The organism is Actinoplanes sp. NPDC023714, from assembly GCF_040639855.1.
Lineage (GTDB): Bacteria > Actinomycetota > Actinomycetes > Mycobacteriales > Micromonosporaceae > Actinoplanes.
In genome coordinates, this window is sequence record NZ_JBFAAR010000002.1 from 991,099 (window position 1) to 1,007,615 (window position 16,517).

General features: G+C 71.5%; 27 protein-coding genes and 1 pseudogene. 16 read left to right on the forward strand and 12 right to left on the reverse strand.

What is annotated here, in order from left to right:
* Positions 1-37: 37 nt before the first annotated feature.
* From AB0G10_RS12670 to AB0G10_RS12680, 3 genes are read right to left on the reverse strand one after another with little or no spacing between them, the layout of a single operon-like run.
* Entirely contained in the window at positions 38-592 is a 555-nt protein-coding gene (locus tag AB0G10_RS12670; RefSeq protein WP_360919238.1) for a hypothetical protein, read from the reverse strand.
* A gap of 19 nt (positions 593-611) precedes the next feature.
* Positions 612-818, reverse strand: a complete 207-nt coding sequence (locus tag AB0G10_RS12675; protein ID WP_360919240.1) for a hypothetical protein — start codon at positions 816-818, stop codon at positions 612-614.
* A 21-nt stretch (positions 819-839) separates the two neighbouring features.
* Positions 840-1,508, reverse strand: coding sequence for a hypothetical protein (locus AB0G10_RS12680; RefSeq protein ID WP_360919242.1), 669 nt, complete (start codon positions 1,506-1,508; stop codon positions 840-842).
* 79 nt (positions 1,509-1,587) lie between these two features.
* Between AB0G10_RS12680 and AB0G10_RS12685 the strand changes: the two genes are divergently transcribed.
* Both AB0G10_RS12685 and AB0G10_RS12690 read left to right on the forward strand, forming a co-directional pair.
* Positions 1,588-2,373 (forward strand): class I SAM-dependent methyltransferase, encoded by a 786-nt coding sequence (locus tag AB0G10_RS12685; RefSeq protein WP_360919245.1) that lies wholly within the window; start codon positions 1,588-1,590, stop codon positions 2,371-2,373.
* 76 nt (positions 2,374-2,449) lie between these two features.
* Positions 2,450-3,220: a hypothetical protein gene (locus AB0G10_RS12690; protein WP_360919248.1), complete on the forward strand. Its 771-nt coding sequence runs from the start codon at positions 2,450-2,452 to the stop codon at positions 3,218-3,220.
* Between the two features lie 4 nt (positions 3,221-3,224).
* On the opposite strand, the gene AB0G10_RS12695 is transcribed toward AB0G10_RS12690, so the two are convergent.
* From AB0G10_RS12695 to AB0G10_RS12705, 3 genes are read right to left on the reverse strand one after another with little or no spacing between them, the layout of a single operon-like run.
* Positions 3,225-3,839 carry a dihydrofolate reductase family protein gene (locus AB0G10_RS12695; protein ID WP_360919251.1) on the reverse strand — a complete coding sequence of 205 codons (615 nt, stop codon included), beginning with the start codon at positions 3,837-3,839 and terminating at the stop codon, positions 3,225-3,227.
* Positions 3,836-4,294, reverse strand: a complete 459-nt coding sequence (locus AB0G10_RS12700; protein WP_360919254.1) for an SRPBCC family protein — start codon at positions 4,292-4,294, stop codon at positions 3,836-3,838. The genes AB0G10_RS12695 and AB0G10_RS12700 overlap by 4 nt, the downstream gene beginning before the upstream one ends.
* Positions 4,295-4,298: 4 nt before the next feature.
* On the reverse strand, positions 4,299-4,631 hold the full coding sequence (locus AB0G10_RS12705) for a metalloregulator ArsR/SmtB family transcription factor (protein WP_360919256.1): 333 nt from the start codon (positions 4,629-4,631) through the stop codon (positions 4,299-4,301).
* A 76-nt stretch (positions 4,632-4,707) separates the two neighbouring features.
* Between AB0G10_RS12705 and AB0G10_RS12710 the strand changes: the two genes are divergently transcribed.
* From AB0G10_RS12710 to AB0G10_RS12730, 5 genes and pseudogenes are all read left to right on the forward strand, one after another.
* A complete protein-coding gene (locus AB0G10_RS12710; protein WP_360919259.1) occupies positions 4,708-5,361 on the forward strand; it encodes a hypothetical protein in 654 nt (217 codons plus the stop codon).
* Entirely contained in the window at positions 5,358-5,669 is a 312-nt protein-coding gene (locus AB0G10_RS12715; protein WP_360919262.1) for a transcriptional regulator, read from the forward strand. Before AB0G10_RS12710 ends, AB0G10_RS12715 begins: the two co-directional genes overlap by 4 nt.
* Positions 5,666-6,721: an alpha/beta hydrolase gene (locus AB0G10_RS12720; protein ID WP_360919265.1), complete on the forward strand. Its 1,056-nt coding sequence runs from the start codon at positions 5,666-5,668 to the stop codon at positions 6,719-6,721. The genes AB0G10_RS12715 and AB0G10_RS12720 overlap by 4 nt, the downstream gene beginning before the upstream one ends.
* 34 nt (positions 6,722-6,755) lie before the next feature.
* A pseudogene (locus tag AB0G10_RS12725) lies at positions 6,756-6,812 on the forward strand (SigE family RNA polymerase sigma factor); the annotation flags it as partial.
* A gap of 52 nt (positions 6,813-6,864) precedes the next feature.
* Positions 6,865-7,563, forward strand: a complete 699-nt coding sequence (locus tag AB0G10_RS12730; protein ID WP_360920771.1) for a hypothetical protein — start codon at positions 6,865-6,867, stop codon at positions 7,561-7,563.
* A 12-nt stretch (positions 7,564-7,575) separates the two neighbouring features.
* On the opposite strand, the gene AB0G10_RS12735 is transcribed toward AB0G10_RS12730, so the two are convergent.
* The gene (locus AB0G10_RS12735) at positions 7,576-7,809 is read right to left on the reverse strand and encodes a hypothetical protein (RefSeq protein WP_360919268.1); all 234 of its coding nucleotides are present in this window, start codon (positions 7,807-7,809) and stop codon (positions 7,576-7,578) included.
* A gap of 114 nt (positions 7,810-7,923) precedes the next feature.
* On the opposite strand from AB0G10_RS12735, the gene AB0G10_RS12740 reads away from it, so the two are divergent.
* Together AB0G10_RS12740 and AB0G10_RS12745 are read left to right on the forward strand one after the other, a co-directional pair.
* A complete protein-coding gene (locus AB0G10_RS12740; RefSeq protein WP_360919271.1) occupies positions 7,924-8,484 on the forward strand; it encodes a dihydrofolate reductase family protein in 561 nt (186 codons plus the stop codon).
* Positions 8,485-8,488: 4 nt separating this feature from the next.
* Positions 8,489-8,932 (forward strand): NUDIX hydrolase, encoded by a 444-nt coding sequence (locus tag AB0G10_RS12745; RefSeq protein ID WP_360919274.1) that lies wholly within the window; start codon positions 8,489-8,491, stop codon positions 8,930-8,932.
* Here the strand turns inward: AB0G10_RS12745 and AB0G10_RS12750 are convergent.
* A complete protein-coding gene (locus tag AB0G10_RS12750; protein ID WP_360919277.1) occupies positions 8,889-9,050 on the reverse strand; it encodes a hypothetical protein in 162 nt (53 codons plus the stop codon). The two genes, AB0G10_RS12745 and AB0G10_RS12750, sit on opposite strands and share 44 nt — an antisense overlap.
* 66 nt (positions 9,051-9,116) lie before the next feature.
* A complete protein-coding gene (locus tag AB0G10_RS12755) occupies positions 9,117-10,073 on the reverse strand; it encodes a M20/M25/M40 family metallo-hydrolase (RefSeq protein ID WP_360919280.1) in 957 nt (318 codons plus the stop codon).
* A 101-nt stretch (positions 10,074-10,174) separates the two neighbouring features.
* Between AB0G10_RS12755 and AB0G10_RS12760 the strand changes: the two genes are divergently transcribed.
* The 4 genes from AB0G10_RS12760 (at position 10,175) to AB0G10_RS12775 (ending at position 13,156) form a co-directional block, all read left to right on the forward strand.
* Positions 10,175-11,368, forward strand: coding sequence for an MFS transporter (locus AB0G10_RS12760; RefSeq protein WP_360919283.1), 1,194 nt, complete (start codon positions 10,175-10,177; stop codon positions 11,366-11,368).
* A 10-nt stretch (positions 11,369-11,378) separates the two neighbouring features.
* The gene (locus AB0G10_RS12765) at positions 11,379-12,143 is read left to right on the forward strand and encodes a GntR family transcriptional regulator (protein ID WP_360919286.1); all 765 of its coding nucleotides are present in this window, start codon (positions 11,379-11,381) and stop codon (positions 12,141-12,143) included.
* 174 nt (positions 12,144-12,317) lie between these two features.
* A complete protein-coding gene (locus tag AB0G10_RS12770) occupies positions 12,318-12,731 on the forward strand; it encodes a pyridoxamine 5'-phosphate oxidase family protein (RefSeq protein ID WP_360919289.1) in 414 nt (137 codons plus the stop codon).
* Positions 12,732-12,778: 47 nt separating this feature from the next.
* Positions 12,779-13,156, forward strand: a complete 378-nt coding sequence (locus AB0G10_RS12775) for a VOC family protein (RefSeq protein WP_360919291.1) — start codon at positions 12,779-12,781, stop codon at positions 13,154-13,156.
* Here the strand turns inward: AB0G10_RS12775 and AB0G10_RS12780 are convergent.
* Complete coding sequence (locus AB0G10_RS12780; RefSeq protein ID WP_360919294.1) at positions 13,146-13,607, reverse strand: YcxB family protein; 462 nt, start codon at positions 13,605-13,607, stop codon at positions 13,146-13,148. The two genes, AB0G10_RS12775 and AB0G10_RS12780, sit on opposite strands and share 11 nt — an antisense overlap.
* A gap of 13 nt (positions 13,608-13,620) precedes the next feature.
* Entirely contained in the window at positions 13,621-13,950 is a 330-nt protein-coding gene (locus tag AB0G10_RS12785) for an antibiotic biosynthesis monooxygenase (protein WP_360919297.1), read from the reverse strand.
* Between the two features lie 47 nt (positions 13,951-13,997).
* On the opposite strand from AB0G10_RS12785, the gene AB0G10_RS12790 reads away from it, so the two are divergent.
* Together AB0G10_RS12790 and AB0G10_RS12795 are read left to right on the forward strand one after the other, a co-directional pair.
* Positions 13,998-14,450 (forward strand): MarR family transcriptional regulator, encoded by a 453-nt coding sequence (locus AB0G10_RS12790; RefSeq protein ID WP_360919299.1) that lies wholly within the window; start codon positions 13,998-14,000, stop codon positions 14,448-14,450.
* Positions 14,451-14,611: 161 nt separating this feature from the next.
* Positions 14,612-15,355, forward strand: coding sequence for a hypothetical protein (locus AB0G10_RS12795; protein WP_360919302.1), 744 nt, complete (start codon positions 14,612-14,614; stop codon positions 15,353-15,355).
* Here the strand turns inward: AB0G10_RS12795 and AB0G10_RS12800 are convergent, their stop codons facing one another.
* The gene (locus tag AB0G10_RS12800) at positions 15,356-15,631 is read right to left on the reverse strand and encodes a hypothetical protein (protein ID WP_360919305.1); all 276 of its coding nucleotides are present in this window, start codon (positions 15,629-15,631) and stop codon (positions 15,356-15,358) included.
* A gap of 395 nt (positions 15,632-16,026) precedes the next feature.
* Here AB0G10_RS12800 and AB0G10_RS12805 point away from each other — a divergent pair, with 395 nt between their 5' ends.
* Entirely contained in the window at positions 16,027-16,443 is a 417-nt protein-coding gene (locus tag AB0G10_RS12805; protein WP_360919308.1) for a hypothetical protein, read from the forward strand.
* Positions 16,444-16,517: the final 74 nt, after the last annotated feature.

Genomic DNA, 16,517 nt, shown 5'->3' on the forward strand with positions numbered 1-16,517 from the left:
CCCGTCATCGCGCGGGGTGGGCCTCGCCATGAGTCGCTCACCAGGCGTGCACCATGGCGAACGCGAGCGATGCGATCGCTCCGATCGCGGCGAGCGCCACCGTGCCCTGCACCTGATCGGCGCGGACGATCGCCAGCACGAAAGGCGTGAGCAGCGCGGCCACCGCGGCCGTGCCGGTCCCCAAGTAGAGGCCGGTGATGAAGCCGGCGCCGCCGAGGCCGCCGACCACCCGGACGATGTAGGCGCCGCTGAGCGGCACGAACCAGAACAGCACCCCGCCGAGCAGGACCGTGACCCCGGCCCAGATCGGCCGCGCCCGCCCTTCCCTCCACAGGCAGAGCCCGAACGCCACGAACGGCGCCAGCGCTATCACCCAGCCGGCCACCGCCATGAGCGGCGCGATCCCGCCGGTGAGCGCCCGGGCCACCACGACGAGCGGATCACGGACGAGCCACCCGACGCCGATCGCCGCGACGATCGCCGCCAGCCAGATCAGCGCCTCCCGCCAGCGGTACCTGGATTCCAGCTCGTCGTATTCCGCCGATTCGCCATGCTGTTCCCAAGCACGATCGAGCACGTGATCGAAGAGCATGACTGGATGATAAGGGCGGTCACGTCCTCACCTCGCCCCCGTGCGTCCTGAACAGGATCAGGTGACCGCCGAACTCGAGCCGCACGCCGTCGGAGGTCGCGGTCCACGCCGTCAGGGGCAGGCCTGCGGCGGCGGCGAACGGGGGCTCGGCGGTGGCGTCGCGGGCGATCCAGCGGCCACCGTCGAAGTCGTAGTCGTAGGCGTCGAGCCCGCCGGAATCGGTCACGGTGACCTCACCAAGGCTTCCTCACCGGGCGCCGAAGGCTTCGAGCAGGGTGCTGACGCGCAGGCGCAGGTCGGCCGTGTGCGCGTTGGTCACCCGTACACAAAAAAGGTCTTGCTCCCGGATCAGGCGCAGATCGAGCGACTCGAAGATGCCGTCCATGGTGTAGGCGTGCCACTCCCCCGGCTCGTCAAGCCTCCGCGCGAGATCCTCCCAGGCGCCGTCGGCCGGGAAGTGACGCACGTAGTACGCGAGCAGGTCGAGGAAGGTGGCCAGCCACGACCTGTCGATCCGCCCCTCCACCTGCGGATCCCCGCCGTCGACGCGCTTGTCGCCGACGCCGAGACGCACGTCGGCCCACAGGTCGAGATCACGCTCCACCCGCCCGGACGCGTCCTCTGACCACTCGGCGGCGGCAGCGCCGAACCGCCGCTCGGCCTCCTCCGCGCCGACGCCGAGATACCGGCCGATCTCCGCCCACGAGCTGCCGCGCTCCCGCTCGTGGACCACGGCGCTGGTGAGGAGCCGCTCCGCGTACGCACCCAGCGTCGCCACCTCGCCGGCCCGCCCGCCGGCGCCGCCGTGCCGGGCCAGCGCGAGATTCCCGGCGGCTCCGGACAGGCCACGCGCCCGGTCGGCGAGCACGAGGCGAGCGAGCGCCGACCGGGAGTCGTGGGAGTTCGGCGTGGTCACGGCGGGAAGCATCGCATGCGCGTGTTCAGGGCTCGTTAACCGGTTGCCCGTTCTCCTGCCGCGCGCCCAACATCGATTGATGGACACGACGATCAGGGACTACTACTCCCGCGGCGGCGAGCTCGATCGGCTGAGTGCCGGGCGGGGGCGTCTGGAGCTTCTGCGTACGAGGGATGTGCTGCGCCGGCGGCTGCCGCCGCCGCCCGGTCGGGTCCTCGACGTCGGGGGCGGGGCCGGTGTGCACGCCCGGTGGCTCGCCGCCGACGGCTACCGGGTGCGGCTCGTCGACCCGATGCCGCTGCACGTCGAGCATGCCGGCGCCATCGACGGCGTGCAGGCGGTGCTCGGCGACGCCCGCGAGCTCGGTGAGCCGTCCGCGGCCTACCAGGCGACCCTGCTGCTCGGCCCGCTCTACCACCTGACCGGCCGCGACGACCGGATCGCGGCGCTGCGCGAGGCGGCCCGGGTGACGGCACCCGGCGGCATCGTGGCGGCGGCGACGATCAGCCGGTACGCCGGGCTCTACGACACCCTGGTGCGCGGCCGCTACCTCGAACCGGAGGTCCGCCGCATCACCCACGCCGAGATCGTCACCGGCGTCCACGAGCCGTTCGACCAGGACCTGTTCACGCTCGCCTACTTCCACCACCCGGACGAGATCGTCGCCGAGTTCGCCGAGGCGGGTCTGACCGGCGCGACCCGGTACGCCCTCGAGGGCGCCGCCTGGCTCTTCGCGGACCGTGACAGCTGGCTCGACGGCGACGAGCGCACGGCCGGGTTGATGGAGGCGCTGCGCGCGGTCGAGCAGGAGCCCACCCTCTTCGGCATTAGCTCCCACCTCCTCACCGTCGCCGGCGTCGAATAACGATCAATTGTCATTCAAAATCATCGATATCAGTCGTTGATTCGACATTTCCCGTCGTTATCCGAAACGGCATACTGTGGCGATGGTGGCCATGCCAGAGCCCCCGAAGTGGCTCTATCGGGTGACGTTCGCGCTAGTCGGTGTCTGGATCGGGGCGTTCGCGGTCGCGATATTCGAGGGCGGTGAGGCGATCGGTCTTCTCGATCAGCTCACCTCACCGTTCAGCTTCATTCTCGGCGCGGTGGCGCTCTACCTGGTTCTCTACGACCTCGCGGGCCGGCACACCCACGCCGCGCCCGCGACCCGGCCGGGATGGGCGCGCACCCTGGTCATCATGGCCGCGTGCGCCGTCCTGGGCGGCATCGCGCTCTCCCTGATCACCGCCGCGAACAGGACGGAGCGCGATGTCTTCGCCCTGCACCACCGCGTGTGGGCGGAGCCGTGCCATCCGGGGGAAGGCCCATTTCTGCTCGACGACCGGGGCACCGAAAGGCAGCGCTTCCTCTGCCGATTCACTGTCGATCCGAAAAACGCGGCCGAGGTGTACGTCACCGACTACGTCGACGAGAAGCCGCTCGAAGTGAGCGCGCCGAAAGACGACCCTCAGGTCGACGTTCTGGAAACGGGAACGTGGACGGGACCCGAGCAGAGCAGCGGAACGTATATCAAGTTCACGCTCCAGGACGGCGCCAAGAACTACGCCCGCTATTGGCTGCGGGACGACGAGAAGCCGGTCGTCGTCATGTCGTCGATGGACACGACGACGGCAGCGGACGACTTCGAGTTCAAGATCGCGCGCCAGGCGCTGCTGGCCAAGCGTTACCAGCTGCACAGAACGTCGAGTTGATCCGCTACCTCCGGCGGACGGTGTAGGTCAGGTGGGTCACTCTCGGTGAGGACTCGGAACCGGCAGCGGAAAGCGCGATCCGGGAGGCGTCGATGCCGTCGAAGAGCCGCACTCCGGCGCCGAACAGGACCGGGGAGAGGGCTATCGAGAACTCGTCGACCAGGCCGGCGTCGAGGAATCGCAGGATCGTCTCGCCGCCGCCGGCGATGCGGACGTCGCGGGGGCCGGCCGCGGCGCGGGCCTGCTCGAGCGCGGACTCGATGCCGTCGTTCACGAAGTGGAAGGTGGTGCCGCCGGCCCGCTCCCACGGGTCGCGTTTCTCGTGGGTGACGACGAAGACCGGGGTGTGGAAGGGCGCGTCCTCGGGCCACGCGTGCTCGCCGGCGTCGAACATCCGCCTGCCCATCACGCTGGCGCCGGTGCGCTCGAACGTCGCGCGGGCGATGTCGTTGTCGCGGCCCTCCTCGCCGCCCTCGCCGAACTTCAGGTTCTCCCGGAAGAAGCGCAGCGGGAACACCCAGGCCTGCAGCTCCCTCCACTGCCTGCCCATGAGCTCGTCGGGGGACGAGGGCGCGATGAACCCGTCCAGGGACATCGAGACGCTGAAGAAGACGGTCATGAGAGGACCTCCGAGACGTACGCGGCCAGGTTCGCCAGGGTCTGCTCGCCGCCCTCGACGGCGTGGTACTTCTCCACCGCCTCGTCGCGCAGCTCCCTGGTCGGGAACACCGTGAGCATCTCGATCCGGGTCGCCGCGCCGGCGGGCGCGAAGGTCAGGACGGACTCGAAGGCGTTCGGGTCGCCGGCGGACTCGCCGTGCAGCAGCGCGATCCGGGACGGCGGGTCGATCTCGGTGAAGGTGATCCACTCGGGGTAGTCGGTGCCGTCCGGCCCGTGCATCACGAAGTCCCAGACGCCGCCCTCGCGGAACGTGAAGGACTTCGTCGTGGTGCTGAACCCCTCCGGGCCCCACCACTGCGACAGGTGCCGGACCTCGGTGAACGCCGAGAAAACCAGCTCCGGCGGTGCGTCGATGAGCCGCGAGATGACGATCTCCCGGTCGTGCTGTGTCATGCGGTCACTCTCCCTGTCGCAGGTTCTGCACGTACGCGTCCAGCCGGTCGAAGCTCTCGTTCCAGAACTGTTCGAAGCCGCCGACCCATTCGTGGATCGGGCGCAGCCCGCGGGCGTCGAGGCCGTAGAGGCGCTGCTTGCCCGACTCGCGGACCCGCACCAGCCCCACCTCGCGGAGCACCCGCAGGTGCTTCGAGGCGCGCGGCTGGCTGATCCCCAGCTCGGAGGCCAGGTCGGTGACCGGCCACTCGCGCCCCCGCAGCAGGGCCAGGATGTCCCGGCGCTGCGGCTCGGCGATCGCGTTGAAGGTGTCCGACGTCGTCGCTGCTCGTGCCATGGCCGCAATCATATTCCGATAACGGAATGCGTCAAGCGGTCTAGCGCCAATCGGTTTGCTATGGAAACCTATTGGCATGACAACCGAAAGCCGACGGCTGCTCTCCGACGTGCGCGCGCTGACCGGCCGGGTACGGCGCGACCAGCGGCTGACCTGGGCGGCCCTGCTGATCCTGACCGCGGTGACGTTCGCCGCGATCCCGGTCGACTACGTCGGGATGACCGTCGACTGCACCGGCGAGGTGTGCGCGTTCGATCGGATCGGGGTGCTCTACTACTGGCCGGTCGCGCTGCTGCTGGCCTATGCAGCGATCGCGCTGAGCTACCACCGGGCCGCCCGGCGGCGAGGGCTGGGTACCCGCGTGATGCCCTACGCGATCACCGGCGCGGTGCTGACAGTGCTCTTCGTGGCGGCCTGGGCGACGGTCCGGATCTACTTCGACAGCCATCCGCCGGTCAGTTTCCCCTGGTGGGTGATGGTCGCCGATCGGCTCGTCGCGCCGGCCGGGACGATCGGGGTCGCGCTGCTCGTGCTGGCCCGGCTGGAACGCAACGTGGCGCTGCTCGTCTTCACGCTCGGTTATCTCGCCGTGGTGCTCGTGCCGATCGACTTCGGCTGGCAGGAGCACGGCAGCGTCCGGGCCGAGTTCGTGCCGCAGCAGGTGATCAATGGCGTGGTGCTGGCCTTGGGAGCAGCGGGGTTCGCCCTTTCCGACCGGAAAAGATCATGACGAACCCGATCACCGGGCTCGACGACGTGGTGCATCAGCGGGTGCGGCTCGGCATCCTGACGATCACCCATGAGGCCCGCCGCGCCGAGTTCGGCTACCTGCGCACCCGGCTCGAACTCACCGCGGGCAACCTCTCCCAGCACGTCGACGTGCTGGAACGCGCCGGCCTCGTCGCGATCGAGAAGGGCTACGAGGGCCGCCGGGGCCGCACCTGGATCACCCTGACGGCGGCCGGCAGCCGTGCCCTGGCAGCCGAGATCAAGCAGTTGCAGTCGCTCATCGCCCACCTCGCACCGGAGGAATCATGACCATTTCCCGCCGTACCCTGCTCGCCGGCGCTCTCGCCGTGCCGATCGCCGCACGCCCCGGCGTCGCCGCGGCCTCCCTGCCGCGACTCACCCTTCCCGCGCCCACGGGCCCACACCGCATCGGTACGAGGAACCTGCATCTGGTCAACGGCGACCGCGAGATGATGGCGAGCCTCTGGTATCCGGCGGCGGCCCGCGGTCCCCGGGCGCCGTTCATGCCGGTGGCGCCCTGGCTCGCGATGATCCACAACGCGGGCTTCGGCACCGATGCCCCGCCGCCGCTCACCGCGGCCCGGCTCGACGCCCCGCCGCTGCCCGGCCGCCATCCGGTCGTCGTCTACTCGCACGGCTCCGGGGCGACCCGCGCCGAGACCACGATCGTCGTGCAGGAGCTCGCCAGCCACGGATACGCCGTGGTCACGATCGACCACACCGGCGACGGGTTCAGCGAGTTCCCGGACGGCCGGCTCAGCGTGCCGGACGACGAGGGGACCACCCCGTGGGACTCGGCCGCCGACGTGCTCTTCGTACTCGATCAGCTCCCCCGCTGGGGCGGCCCGCTCGACCTCACCCGGATCGGGATGTTCGGCTGGTCGAAGGGCGCGACGGCGACGGCCCTCGTGATGAACACCGACCGCCGGGTGCGGGCCGGGCTGGCCCTCGACGGGCCGATGCAGTCGCAGCCGCGGCCGGCCGCGATCTCCCGGCCGTTCATGCTGATGACGTCCACGCATTCCCGCACGTCCCCGGAGGGCGAGCCGGTCGAGGAGCTCTGGCAACAGTTGCGCGGATGGCGGCTCAACGTGCGCACGTGCGGCGCCGAGCACTCGTCCTACTGCGACCACCAGTGGCTGATCCCGCAGCTGGCGAGGCTGTCCGGCACGAGCGACGAGGAACTGGCGAGCTGGATCGGCACCCTCGATCCGGGCCGGGCCGTACGGATCCAGCAGGCCTATCCGCTGGCCTTCTTCGACCAGCACCTGCGCGGCCGGCCGTCGCGCCTGCTCTCCGGGCCGAGCCGCGCGTTCCCGGAAATCCAGTTCGCCCCCTGAGCCGTGCAACCTCGTGGACAGTGAGGACCGATACGTGCGCGCGCGGGCGCAACCGCTGCGCCGTCTCGCCTATTCGCTCTGCGGCGACTGGCACACCGCCGAGGATCTGGTGCAGCTCACTTTCGTACGGCTGTACCGGCCTGATGGCGGACCCTCCCGAGCGGGCGGCCGGCGGCGCCGACCCGTCCGACCGGCCGGCCGTGCACCGCGCGCTGGCCGGCCCGGGGCCCCGGCAGCGCGCCGCCGTGGTGCTGCGGTGCCCGGTCGGGCCCGGCGTCCGGCCGCCCGGCGCGATCGCGGCCGGCGAGCCGCTGCCGCCGGACCTGGTGGAGTGGGCCTCGGCCAGCGTCACCTGTTTCCTGCACGCGGAGATCCCCCGGTTGCTGCCGGAGGCGCGGTTCGCCGCGGTGCCGGGGGCGCAGGCCGGGCCGCTGACCGCGGTCAGCCCGGGCGGGGAACCGCCCTGGGGCAACCGGGTGGATGCGATGACCCTGATCCGCGACGACGCCGGGACCGGTGATCTGACCGTCATGGTCGGCGTGGTGGATCCGTCGGTCGCGGAGCGGGAGGAGCAGAGCTGCCGGCGGGACACGGCCGCGCGGTGCACGGTCCGCCGCGGGCCGGACGGGGAGATCGTGCTGCTGTCCACCGAACGCGATCCGCTGCCCGCCGGGAATCCACGGAACTGGGTGGTCCGGGTCTACCGCGGGCACAGCGAGATCAACGTGCAGGTCTCGAACACCGATCGCCAGGGTCCGTCTGCGACCCGGCCCGAGCCGGTGCTCACCGCGGAACAGGCCGTGGAGCTGGCGCTCTCACCGTCACTCCAGCTGTTCCCCTAGCCGCCTCTTCCCCTAGTCGGTCCAGATGACGCCGAACGCTCCGAGCAACCCCATCACGATGAACGCGCCGCCGGCCAGGAAGGCGAGCACCTGGGTGAAGACGGATTGGAAGGCCGCCTCCCGCGGGCCGACGTTCCGCCGGAAGATGTCCCGGCTCACCCGCGCCGAGGACTGCACGAACCGCATGCGACCGACGATGACGGCGACGCCGCCGACCGCCAGCAGTCCATAGAGGATGCGCTCCATGGGTGCCCCATGCCCGCCGAGGCGCGCGACCATGCCACACCGGTTGCGTTTTGCAATCGGTCTGCCTAGGGTGGGAACTGATTGCAGGGTGCAACCGGATGTGGAGGCGGAGAGATGGCGAAGCTGATCAACACCGACATCGTGTCCCTCGACGGGTTCGTCAACGACGAGAACGGCAAGTTCGGGTGGGCCGAGCCGGTCGAGGAGGTGCACCGGTTCATGAACGATCTCGATCGGGAGATCGGGACCCATTTGTACGGGCGGAAGCTCTACGACGTGATGACGTATTGGGAGACGGTGCACGAGGAACCCGGTCACCCCGACTTCATCCTCGACTACAGCGCGATCTGGCGCGGCGCCGACAAGGTCGTGTATTCGTCCACGCTGGAGGAACCGCGCAGCGCCCGTACCCGTATCGAGCGCACCTTCGACCCGGAAGCGGTCCGCGCGCTGAAGGAGTCGGCCACCCGTGACCTGGCGATCGGCGGCCCGACCCTGGCTCTCCAGGCCCACCGTGCCGGCCTGATCGACGAGATCTGCCTGGTCGTCTGCCCGGTCATCGTCGGCGGTGGCACACGTGCCCTGCCGGCCGGCGTACGCCGTGATCTGACCCTGATCGAGCAGCACACCTTCTCCCAGGGCACGATGTTCGTCCGCTACCGCGTCGACGGCTGAACGAGTGGCACACTCGTCTCCCCGGGCGCGCATCGTCACAGGACTCCTCCGGGACGGCGGCCGGGTTCTGCTCGTCCACCGATCCCCCGGGCGCCGCTGGTATCCCGACGTCTGGGACCTGCCCGGTGGACACGTGGAGCCCGGTGAGCCGCCCGGCGTGGCCCTGGCCCGCGAGCTTCGCGAAGAGGTGGGCGTCATGATCACGGCGCCGGCGGGCCCGCCCTGGCAGGAGGTCCGCGGTCCCACCTTCGACATGCGGATCTGGCTGATCGACACGTGGGCCGGGACTCCGGTCAACGCCGCACCGGAGGAGCACGACGCCATCGGGTGGTTCACCGCCGGCGCGCTCGGAACGCTGGCGCTGGCGCACGACGGCTACCCGGCCCTGTTAGCCGAGGCCCTGTTCACCGAGGCCCTGACCCGGCCGCGGCCGTCAGGCGGTGGGTGAGCAGGGCGGACATGGCGCGCACGCCGTGGCCGACGGCCCGCTCGTCGGCGGCGAAGTCGAGGGTGTGGGGTGCGCCGTTCAGGCCGGACTCGGCGTCGGCGACGCCCAGGTAGAGCATCGCGCCGGGCGCCTCGCGGAGGAACAGGGCGAAGTCCTCGCAGTTGTAGGGCCAGGACGCGCGGGCCTAGAGGACCGACTCCTCCCCCAGCACCGCGCTCAGACAGCGGCCCGCAGCCGTGCTGAGCTCCGCCGAGTTGACCATGGCGGGGAACGGCTCGCCGGGGTACTCGACGCGGCCACCCGCCTGGGCCGCCATCCGCTCGACCCTGGTGCGCAGCTCCGGGAACCGCTCCTGCGGCCAGACCCGCAGCACGACACCGACGGCGGGACGCCCGCCGGGCGCGTGTTCGGTCCACTGGGCGACCGACACGGAGCCGGCGGCCTGCCGCTCCAGCACCTCGTGGAACCGGGCCCGGTATTCGGCGACGCTCCGCGGGAACTCGACGGTGCCGAGTCCTTTCAGGCCGGCCGCGAGGGCGGTCACGGCGTCGTCGTCGTCCACCACGATCCGCATGTGGTCGAGCCCGGGCAGGCCGTGCCCCGGCGACACCGCGAGGGTCCCGGCCGGGAACGGCGCGCAGTGCAGGGCGTAGCTCTCGCGCGGCTTCAGCCTCTGCACGAGTCCGGTGTCGAGCATCGCCCGCGCGCCCCGCAGCGGTTCCTCGGCCGGCTGGAAGACGAACGCGATCCGGCCGCGCACCCGCTCCGAGTTCCGCGCCAGGGTGCGGGCCACGCCCACGCCGATCGCGGTGTGCAGGTCGTGGCCGCAGAGGTGCGCGACGCCGGGTACGCGTGAGGTGAAGCCCTCGTCGAAGACCCGGTCCGACTTCGGGAAGGGGTGGACGGCCCGCTCGGTGTCGACGGCGTCCATGTCGGCGCGGTACACCACCGCCGGGCCGTCCGCCGCACCGTCGAGCACCGCGAGGACGCCGTGCCCGCCGACGCCGGTCGTCACCTCGAGCCCGGCCGCGCGCATCTGCTCCGCGACCAGGCCGGCGGTCTGCCGTTCCTCGCCCGCCAGTTCGGGGTGGCGGTGGATCTCCCGGCGGAGCGCGATCAGTTCATCCTCGGAAATCGACACTCGTGCATATTGCTCTCGGTCGCCGGCCGTCCGCACCACCATTTCGGCATGCTGTCCGACCCGCATGTACTCTAGGCTTGTATAACAACTGGAGGCGGGACGTGACGGCAGTACAGGAGCGGGCGGCGATGAGCCCGCGGCAGGTCAGGCTCTCGGCGACGCTGCTGGCGTCGTCGCTGGTCGGGCGGCTGCCCCAGGCGATGTGCTCGCTGGTGCTGCTGCGCATCGTGCTCGACGCGGGCGGTGACTACGCGTTCGCCGGGGCGCTGACCGCCGTCTACATTCTGGCCGGCACGGCCGGGGCGCCGCTGCTGAGCCGGATCATCGACCGCACCGGCAGCCCGCGCCCGGTGCTGCTCGCCGCGGCGGGGATCTCGGCCCTCGCCTTCGCCGGGATCGCCCTGATCGGGCCCGCGCCCGCGGCGATCGCCTGCGCCCTGCTGGCCGGGGCCGCGGCGCCGCCGATCGAACCCGTCCTGCGCAGCCTCTGGCCGCGGATCATGCAGCCGGGCCGCCAGCTCACCCAGGCGTTCAGCGCCGACGCCGCCGCCCAGGAGCTGATCTTCGTGCTCGGCCCGCTGGCCGCCGCGATCAGCATCGCCGTGCTCGGCGCGCCCGGCGCCGTCGCCGTGATGGGCCTGCTCGGCGCGGCCGGCACCGCGATGTTCTGCGCGCACCGGGTCCTGCACCGCCGCGAGCCCGTCAGGGCCGGCCACCACGGCTCGCCACTGCGGTTCCCGGCGGTCCGCCGGCTGGTCCTCGCGCAGATCGCCGCGGGCATGCCGGTCGGCATCCTGGCGATCACCGCGACCGCGCACGCCGGGATCGCCGGCACCGCGGCGCTGTCCGGCTGGGGCCTCGCCCTGAACGCCGCCGGCGCCTTCGCCGGAGCCGTGTACGTGGCCCGGCGGCCGTTCGCCGGCCCGGCACACCGCCTGCTGCGCCCGGCGTTGCTGCTGCTCGCCGCGTTCTACGCGCCGACCGCCTTCGTCACGATGCCGCCCGCATTCTGGCTGGCCGCGGCGTTCGTCAGCGGGCTCTTCCTGTCCCCGTTCCTCACACTGATCTTCACGGTGATCGAGCGGGCCGCCCCGCCGGAACTGGCGACCGAGGCCAACGCCTGGGTGGTCAGCGCCTTCAGCGTCGGCATCGGGGCCGGCACCTACCTGGCCGGCCTGGCCACCGACGCCTGGTCCACCGGCGGCACCACCGGCGCGGTGCTCGGGGCCTCGGTCCTGGCCGCCGCCGGCGCGCTGGCGTGCCGCCCCGAGATCCTGGGCCGGGCCGGTGCCTAACATGATCCGGGTGGCCGACCGACTGTCCTTCCTGTCCGAGCCCCTCCCCCGCGACTCCGGTGTCCCGCTGCGCGTCCAGGTGCACAGCCGCATCCTCGACGGCATCCGTGAGGGGGTGCTGACCCCCGGCTCGATGATCCCGACCGAGGCCGAGCTGGGCCGGATGCTGGGCGTCAGCCGCACGGTCGTCCGCGAGGCCCTCATGCTGCTCGACGAGGACGGCTTCATCGTGTCCCGGCGCGGCATCGGCCGGTTCGTCGCCGACGCGCTGCCCCAGGCCGGCCTCGAGCGCATCCGCCCCCTGGAGGAACTGCTCACCGTCCCCGGCAGCCGCGTCGAACTGCACCGCACCGAGGTCACCCGGCAGCCGACCAGCTCCACCTTCGTGACCGAGGGCCTCGGCGTCGCCCTCGACACCCCGACCTGGTTCGTCGAGACCGTCCTGCGCCGCGACGGCGCCGCGATCGCGCTCAGCCAGGAGCACGTCACGGCCGGCCCGGACGTCGACCCGCTCATCGCCGCCGCCCGCGACGAGCACGCCGGCCTGCTCGCGCTACTGCTGTCCCGCTACGGGTCGGCGGCCGGCCCGGGCGTCATCCGGTTCGCCGCGGGCCCGCTCGGCGAGGCCCGGGCGTCGGCGCTCGGAGCCGACCCGGCCGAGCCCGTCCTCATCGTCACCCAGTCGGTGAGCCGTCAGGGCGTCCCGCTCTACCTCGCCAAGCACATGCTCCGCGCCGGCGCCGGCCACCTCTCCGTGCTCCAGCAGGGCCAGTGACCGCAGAGGCCGCGCAGCGGCCGACCCATGCACCGATCGCGAAACGCGCCGGACGGCCCGGTGTGCCGCGGAGCCCGCGTCGCCGGGCGGGAGCGGTCGTCGATGCGGTTGTGGACGGCCGCCGACCTTCGTACACAAAAGGGTTTTGCCGTGGCGCGGCATAGAGTGGATCGCATGTTCCGCGACAAGGATCTCGACCTGCTCGCCCGTCCGCTGCACGCCTTCCTCACCGTCGCGCCGAAAGCCGGCCGCTGGCCCTCGCCCCGCCCGGTCTGGTACGAACTGGCCGGCGACGGCACCCTGCAACTCTTCTCCTTCGCGGAGGCGCCCAAGGTGGCCCGCCTGCGGGAGGAGCCGCGCGCGTCGCTCGTCGTGGCCGCGCCGATCGGCGAACCCGAGCACTGGGTGGCGGCCGAGGGCGCCGTCACCATCCACGAGGACGGCGCCGCCGACCTGGCCGCGCGGCTGGCCGCCCGCTACTACGACATGTCCGACCCGGCCAAGCAGAAGCTGGTGGCCGAGTGGAAGGACGCGCCGCTCGTGCGGATCGTCCTCCGGCCGGAGACCGTGAACCGCTACGCAGGTTGACACGTCTGCGGTCGGAAACTGACCGCAATGGGCGCGAGGATGGGCTCATGACATCAACGTGGAAGATCGAGCTCATCCCCGTGCCGGTCACCGACGTGGACCGGGCCAAGGCGTTCTACGAGCGGATCGGCTTCACCGCCGACCACGACTACAAGGTCAAGGAAGGCCTGCGGTTCGTGCAGCTCACGCCGCCCGGTTCGGCCTGCTCCATCGTGATCGGCGACGGCATCACCGAGAAGACGCCGGGCAGCCAGGAGATCCAGGTGGTGGTGCCGGACGCCGAGGTCGCCCGCAAGGAGGTGCTGGCCGCCGGGGTGGAGGCCAGCGAGGTGGACGTGCAGCCGTGGGGCAGGTTCGTCTACTTCCGCGACCCGGACGGCAACAGCTGGTCCCTGCAGGCGATCGACACCCGCCCTAACGGCTAGCCGCGAGGAACGCGTCGATCGCGCGCTGCTCCTCAGGGCCGAACGCGGCACGGGGCACCGGAAGCTGCGCCGCCCCGTGCTTGAACAGCCACGCGTGCCTGCCGATCCGGATCTGCGAGATGCCCGGCCAGCCCACCTCCGTGCGGCTGGTCGGCGTCTGCACGAGCAGGCCCGCGGCGCTGAGCTCGTAGTGGACCGGCGCGGTCAGCGTGGTGCGCTGCGGCAGCCAGCTCAGCAACGCGACGAGGTCCGCGAAGACGACGAGCACGACACTGACCCCGATCAGCATCAGGATGCGGCCGTCGAAGCCCCCGGCGAAACCGAGCAGGATCACGAGAGGCAGCAGGATCAGGCCGGCGATCCGCATCCGCCGGCCGGGCTTGCCGACACTGTCGACGACCATGTTCCGGAAGAGGCGGTAGGTCACCTGGTGATCCGCTGTCGCATGCACGCGCGGCAGTATGTCATGAGCCGCTGGCCGGTCCTCCCGCCGCTTCGCCTTCTCCGACGCTGACCGATTCCCCTTCTTCGGCGCTGACCAATGCGGAAATGGCGGCGAAGAAGGCGGCGATCCCCGGGCGATTGGCGCCCTTCGCCCGGGACGCCGCGAAATCCTCGGGCGTCTTCCAGTGCACGATGTCGAGCCATTCGTCGTTGGGCAGTCGCACCAGCTCGGCCGAGAGGAATCCGGTGCGGTCGGCCCGGAAGTCGGCGAGCATGGCGGGCCGGGCGGCGAGCAGTGCCGCGGTGCCGGCCGGGTCCACGCGGAAGCGGGTCAGTTCGATCGTCGTCACGCCGACTACGATAGTCCAAAAGTTGGACTATCAACAGGAGGCGACCTGTGGGCCGGATCGCACGCAAGACGTCGACGCCGGATCTGGGCATTCTGGGCGCCCGGTTGCTCTTCGGCCTCCAGGGCGAGCTGTTCCGCCGCGGCGCTGAGCTGGGCTTCGGTGACCTCAAGCCGAAGCACGGGGCGGTCCTCGCCTACCTCGACGAGAACGGAATCGGTCAGAACGAGCTCACCCGGCTGGCCGGCCGCAACAAACAGACCATCGGCGCGATCCTGGACGAACTAGAGCGACTCGGCTACCTCACCCGCGTCCCCGATCCGGCCGACCGGCGCGCCCGCCTGATCATGCCGACCGGGCGCGGCCTCGAGTGGATGCGCGTCTCCGACGGCATCGTCGAGGACATCGAGAGGCGTCACGCCGAAATGGTCGGCACGGAGGAGTACGCCGCTTTCCTCCGAACCCTGAAAACCATCACCGGGTCGAGCCAGGAGATTCACTGACGCCATTTCATTCGTACGAATATAAGCGGTTCTCCACAACCGCAACGGGCGCGCTCACGCCCGGCGACGCGGGCCATTGCCGGGTCCGGGCCGTCCGGCGGGTTTCGCTATCGGTGCGGGGTCACGCGAAACTTCTCGACGGCATCGGACATCATCGAGGCGTGGGCGACCTACTGATCAATCTCCTGGCGAGCATCATCGCCGGCACGTCCGTGTGGCTCGCGGGCTTCCTCGTACGCCGGCGCAGGCTGAACCGGGAACGTGCCTTCTTCGGCCTCACCGCCGGCGCGAGCTGCCTGCTGGTGGTGTCCCGGCACGCGTCGTCGCCGCGCGAGTTCAGCGTCCACCGGCGGGACGTCGCCGCACTGGTGGAGCTGGCGACCATCGCCCGCGAGTGCGGCGCGCACGCCGACCGGGTCGGCGAGAACCAGCCGACCGGCGAGATCGGACGGCTCACCGAGTTCTGCGTCGGCGGCCCCGGCGAGGCCAGCCCGCGCAGCGCCACCCACGTGCGCACCATCCTGCGCGGCGTCCGGTACGCGGTCTTCGACGAGGAGGCCCGCCGGATGTCGTTCACCGTCGGCGGGGTGGAGTACGCCCTCACCCCGGAGACCAGCCACGTCCTGCTCGCCCGGTTCTGGGGCCCGGCCGGCGGCCACCCCGTCTTCTTCCTCGGCGGCCTGACCGCGGGCAGCAACCTGGCCGCCGCCCGCTACCTGGCCGCGAACCACCCGGAGCTGGGCCGCCGATACGGCGCCGACCGCCCGTTCGCGCTGGTCCTGCGCATCGTCGAGCCGGCCGCCTACGGCACCGACTTCACCGAGCTGGTGGCCGACGTGTCCGACGAGGCCTTCACGACGGTCACGCAGACGGCCGAGTCGTCGGGTTCTGCTGCGGCAGGCTGATCAGGTCGGCACTGGGCCGGCTCCATTGAAGACGCTGTCCGCCGGGACGGCCGCCGGCAGATGCGACACCCGGAGCCGGTACCGCCCGGCCGGAACCTCGGCACGGTGCTCGGGTCCGGGAGTCTCCCGACAACCGAAGACGTGCAGCACCCCGGTCGGCACGCTCAGCTCCGCCTCCACGACGTGCACGGCCCCGGCCCGCACCGCCGGGGCGCCGGCGTGCACCCGCAGCGCCGTCGCGACGAGGTCGCTGCGAGCGAAGATGACCCGGTCCATGCCGGAGCGTAGGCGGCATGATGCACGTCGTGCGCCCCTCCTCATCGGCCCCTGGCCGGTGGCCGTCGACGCCGGTCCCGCCCGAGCATGGCTGCGCGACCTGACGACGCTCGAAGGCCTCGGTGGCCGCTCCTGAAGCTACCGGCACATCCGCGCGCCCCGCACGGCTCCCCGAACAGAACCACCCGTGACGACGAGCGGCTGACCACGCCGTCACCGACAGGACACACCTGCCGGACGAACACCCGACCTCACGCGCGTCGCGCGACCTCCATCCGCGGCGGAGACCGGAGACTACTGCGCCTGACCTCAACACGGCCGACCCCTTCGCCCCTCAGCAGCCCGCACCACGGCGCAGCGAACTGGCCTGGGCCATCCCCGCGGCCGCTGTAGTGATGCTGATCGTGTTCACAGCCGGCTGGCTCGCCGGATCCGCCTGCACCACCGGCAAACGGGCCGACGACGAACAGCAGGCCGCGGCCGTCCTTGCGAGCACGTTCACCGCCGCGCGGACCCGTTGTGACCCGCAGAAGACGGGCACCAGCATCGCCGACGCCGGGCGCACTCTCACCGTCGACGGGAAAGGGACCGACCTGTTGAACGGCGTCGGCCTGGAGTTCGACGGGCTGACCTGTCTCCTGGACGCGCTGCAGCCCCGGGCCTGCACCAACGCGATCTGCGACTGCCACATCGGCTACGTGCACCTCACCTCGCTGAGGCTGCGCGACGTCTACGCCGGCGGCGTGCTCGAACGCATCCCGGCGGTGTGGCCGCCGACCGGCAGCAGCGGCTCGCCGTCGAGCCCGATCTGATCGGCGGGGCCCACCACACCGAGCCGTCGCCACGCGGGTGGCGACGGCCAGGCGTCGTCGAACTCGGCCGGGGT

Excerpts from the sequence above, each read along its gene's own strand:
- AB0G10_RS12715 (WP_360919262.1), top strand. The coding sequence starts at position 5,358 with ATGACGAACCCGATCACCGGGCTCGACGACGTGGTGCATCAGCGGGTG.
- AB0G10_RS12695 (WP_360919251.1), bottom strand. The coding sequence starts at position 3,839 with ATGACCGTCTTCTTCAGCGTCTCGATGTCCCTGGACGGGTTCATCGCG.
- AB0G10_RS12770 (WP_360919289.1), top strand. The coding sequence starts at position 12,318 with ATGTTCCGCGACAAGGATCTCGACCTGCTCGCCCGTCCGCTGCACGCC.
- AB0G10_RS12805 (WP_360919308.1), top strand. The coding sequence starts at position 16,027 with ATGCTGATCGTGTTCACAGCCGGCTGGCTCGCCGGATCCGCCTGCACC.
- AB0G10_RS12710 (WP_360919259.1), top strand. The coding sequence starts at position 4,708 with ATGACAACCGAAAGCCGACGGCTGCTCTCCGACGTGCGCGCGCTGACC.
- AB0G10_RS12705 (WP_360919256.1), bottom strand. The coding sequence starts at position 4,631 with ATGGCACGAGCAGCGACGACGTCGGACACCTTCAACGCGATCGCCGAG.
- AB0G10_RS12735 (WP_360919268.1), bottom strand. The coding sequence starts at position 7,809 with ATGGAGCGCATCCTCTATGGACTGCTGGCGGTCGGCGGCGTCGCCGTC.
- AB0G10_RS12670 (WP_360919238.1), bottom strand. The coding sequence starts at position 592 with ATGCTCTTCGATCACGTGCTCGATCGTGCTTGGGAACAGCATGGCGAA.
- AB0G10_RS12750 (WP_360919277.1), bottom strand. The coding sequence starts at position 9,050 with ATGCTCTACCTGGGCGTCGCCGACGCCGAGTCCGGCCTGAACGGCGCA.
- AB0G10_RS12800 (WP_360919305.1), bottom strand. The coding sequence starts at position 15,631 with ATGGACCGGGTCATCTTCGCTCGCAGCGACCTCGTCGCGACGGCGCTG.
- AB0G10_RS12740 (WP_360919271.1), top strand. The coding sequence starts at position 7,924 with ATGGCGAAGCTGATCAACACCGACATCGTGTCCCTCGACGGGTTCGTC.
- AB0G10_RS12720 (WP_360919265.1), top strand. The coding sequence starts at position 5,666 with ATGACCATTTCCCGCCGTACCCTGCTCGCCGGCGCTCTCGCCGTGCCG.
- AB0G10_RS12730 (WP_360920771.1), top strand. The coding sequence starts at position 6,865 with ATGGCGGACCCTCCCGAGCGGGCGGCCGGCGGCGCCGACCCGTCCGAC.
- AB0G10_RS12700 (WP_360919254.1), bottom strand. The coding sequence starts at position 4,294 with ATGACACAGCACGACCGGGAGATCGTCATCTCGCGGCTCATCGACGCA.
- AB0G10_RS12685 (WP_360919245.1), top strand. The coding sequence starts at position 1,588 with ATGGACACGACGATCAGGGACTACTACTCCCGCGGCGGCGAGCTCGAT.
- AB0G10_RS12775 (WP_360919291.1), top strand. The coding sequence starts at position 12,779 with ATGACATCAACGTGGAAGATCGAGCTCATCCCCGTGCCGGTCACCGAC.